General features: G+C 59.9%; 4 protein-coding genes. 2 read left to right on the forward strand and 2 right to left on the reverse strand.

Annotation, left to right across the window (positions count from 1 at the left end; all coding sequences use genetic code 11):
- Both Q0341_RS01480 and Q0341_RS01485 read left to right on the forward strand, forming a co-directional pair.
- The coding region (locus Q0341_RS01480) for a UbiA family prenyltransferase (protein ID WP_299510065.1) at positions 1 to 447 on the forward strand (447 nt) is incomplete at its 5' end.
- Positions 448 to 457: 10 nt separating this feature from the next.
- Positions 458 to 1,066: an SCO family protein gene (locus Q0341_RS01485; RefSeq protein WP_299510067.1), complete on the forward strand. Its 609-nt coding sequence runs from the start codon at positions 458 to 460 to the stop codon at positions 1,064 to 1,066.
- Between the two features lie 69 nt (positions 1,067 to 1,135).
- Here the strand turns inward: Q0341_RS01485 and Q0341_RS01490 are convergent, their stop codons facing one another.
- Positions 1,136 to 2,128 (reverse strand): tripartite tricarboxylate transporter substrate binding protein, encoded by a 993-nt coding sequence (locus tag Q0341_RS01490; RefSeq protein WP_299510069.1) that lies wholly within the window; start codon positions 2,126 to 2,128, stop codon positions 1,136 to 1,138.
- 138 nt (positions 2,129 to 2,266) lie between these two features.
- On the reverse strand, positions 2,267 to 2,911 hold a 645-nt coding region (locus tag Q0341_RS01495; RefSeq protein ID WP_299510070.1), incomplete at its 5' end, for an RNA polymerase factor sigma-32.

Below are 2,911 nucleotides of genomic sequence, written 5' to 3' on the forward strand. Positions count from 1 at the left end.
ATTGGCGGTGCCAGTGGTGCCATGCCCCCGGTGCTGGGTTGGGCTGCCATGACCGGACAGGTCGGCCCTGAAGCCTTGATCCTGTTTCTGATCATCTTCCTCTGGACCCCACCGCACTTTTGGGCGCTGGCGCTTTACCGGGTCGAGGACTACCGCAAGTCGGGCCTGCCCATGTTGCCGGTGACGCACGGCAATGAGTTCACCCGTCTGCAGATATTGCTCTACACCGTCGTGCTGATGGCGTCCTGCCTGATGCCCTTTGTCTATGGCATGAGCTCATGGCTTTACTTGGTCGTTGCAGTGGTGCTGAGCATTGGCTTCATCGGCTATGCGGTGGCCTTGTACCGCGAATATTCGGACGAGTTGGCCCGCAAGACCTTCCGCTTTTCATTGGTTCACCTGAGCGCCTTGTTTGCCGCTTTGCTGCTCGACCACTACATTTTTTGAGACCCCAGGCATGTTTCAACGCAGAGTATTTTCAAAAGCCGCCTTGGCCCTGGGCTTGGCAGGCGCAGTGTGGGGCTTGAGCGGCTGCGGCGAAGACAAACCAGCCTTTCGCGGCGTGGACATCACTGGAGCCGACTACGCCCAGGGCTGGGAGTTGAGTGACCAAGACGGCCAAGTGCGCACCCTGAAGGACTTTGCGGGCAAGGCCGTGGTGGTGTTTTTTGGTTTCACCCAATGCCCCGATGTCTGCCCCACCGCTTTGCAGGAAATGGCCCAGGCCAAACAGTTGCTGGGTAACGATGGGGCCAAGCTCCAGGGCATCTTCATCACGGTAGACCCTGAGCGCGACACACCGGAGTTGCTTAAGGCCTACATGGCCAATTTCGGGCCGGATTTTGTGGCCTTGCGCCCCACGGCCGAGCAACTGCCCAAAGTCACCAAAGACTTCAAGATCTATTACAAAAAGGTCGAGGGCAAAACCCCCACCAGCTACACCATGGACCATTCGGCGGGCAGCTTCACCTTTGACCCCCAAGGCCGTATCCGGTTGTACAACCGTCACGCCAGCGGTGCCGAGGCGCTGGCCGCCGACGTGAAGATCCTGCTCAGCGGCAAGTGATGCACAAAGTCACGGCGGGTGGCTGAAACGCAGCTTTCAGCCGCTGGGCTGAGTTCACCGCTTCAGATGTCAATTCAATTCGATCTTCTGGCTGCGAATGATATTGCCCAGCGCTTGGGTGTCGGCCTCGATGCGGTTGCGCAGACCTTCGGGCGAGGAGCCCACCACTTCCCAGCCTTGTTGGACCAAACGCGTGCGCATCTCGGGTGAACGAACAATCTCGCTGACCATGGCCGAGAGCTTTTGAGCCACAGCCTTAGGCATGGCTGCCGGGGCAGCCACGGCGTTCCAAATTTCCAGTTGGTAATCTTTCACGCCGATTTCAGACAAGCTGGGGACATCCGAGACCACAGCGCTTCGGCTCGCGCTGGTGGTGCCGATGGCGCGCAATTTGCCGCCGCGCACTTGTGCTGTCGCCATGGCCGGGGGCAACAAGGCCAATTGCACATCGCCACCGATCATCGCGGTGATGACCTGAGCGTTACCAGGGTACGGGACATGCACGGGCGCGATGCCCGCTTTGGACTTCAGCAACTCCATGCCCAGGTGTCCGACGGTGCCCACGCCAGGGGAGGCGTAGCTGAGTTGGTTGCCCGACTTTTGGGCGTAGGCCAACCAATCGGCAGCGGTCTGGCCGGGGGCATTGGTGGGCACACTCAGCACCAGAGGGGCTTTGCCGATCAGACTGATGGGGGCGAGGTCTTGCAAGGGGTCATAGGGCACCTTGGGGTTCAAAATGCGGGCAATCGTCATGTTGCCATTGATCATCAGGCCCAAGGTGTGGCCATCGGTGGATTTGGCGACAAAGTCGGCCGCGATGTTGCCGCCAGCACCCACTTTGTTCTCGACGATCACGTTTTGGCCCAAAGCCTTGGACAATGGCTCGGCCAAAGCGCGGGCGGTCAGGTCGGGGCTGGAGCCTGCAGGAAACCCCACCACCAAACGCACGGTCTGGCTGGGCCAATCGGCCGCCCAAGAAGCGGTCATGCCTACTGCTAAAGAGGCGCAGACGGCGTGACGGATAAAACGGCGCGAAAAATGCGTGAGCATATTGATTTTCATGGGGCTCTCCGAGCGGTTGGAAACGGACCTACTTTAGCGCAAGGCCGAGAGCAGGCTTGGCGGGGCCCAGTGTGCAGAGTCCAAAAAAATACCCGGTCTCCACCGGGTATTTGGACAAGCCGTTGCCGCAGCCTGGTTTCAAGCGAACTCGACCAGCGCCTTCTTCATCTTTTTCATGGCGGCCACTTCGATCTGTCGAATGCGCTCGGCGCTCACGCCATATTCGTCGGCCAGGTCGTGCAGCGTCATGCCGCCCGAGCCGTTGTCGTTCACCTTGAGCCAGCGCTCTTCGACGATGCGGCGGCTGCGGTCATCCAAGACGCTCAGTGCTGAGGCCAAACCGTCGCTGGCCATCACGTCGCGCTGGTGCGCTTCGATCATGGCGGTGGGCTCGTGGTTCACGTCGGCCAGGTACGCAATGGGGCCAAAGGCCTGCTCGCCATCGTCAGAGGGGGCCGGGTCCAGCAGCACATCGCCACCGGACATGCGCATTTCCATTTCACGCACTTCTTCGCGCTTGACGTTCAGGCTGTTCGCCATCGAGTCAACTTGGTCTGGCGTTAGCGTATCGCGGTGCGTGCCTTCGTCTGCATCGGCCTTGTAGCCTTGCTTCATCGAGCGCAGGTTGAAAAACAACTTGCGCTGGGCCTTGGTGGTAGCCACTTTGACCATGCGCCAGTTTTTCAGGATGTACTCGTGAATCTCCGCCTTGATCCAGTGCAGGGCATAGCTGACCAAGCGCACGCCCTGATCGGGGTCAAAGCGCTTGACGGCTTTCATCAG

Origin of the sequence: uncultured Limnohabitans sp. (genome assembly GCF_937889215.1) — a bacterium.
GTDB lineage: Bacteria > Pseudomonadota > Gammaproteobacteria > Burkholderiales > Burkholderiaceae_C > Limnohabitans_A.

Coding starts and splice junctions, on each gene's coding strand:
- Q0341_RS01485 (WP_299510067.1), top strand. CDS start 458: ATGTTTCAACGCAGAGTATTTTCAAAAGCCGCCTTGGCCCTGGGCTTG.
- Q0341_RS01490 (WP_299510069.1), bottom strand. CDS start 2,128: ATGAAAATCAATATGCTCACGCATTTTTCGCGCCGTTTTATCCGTCAC.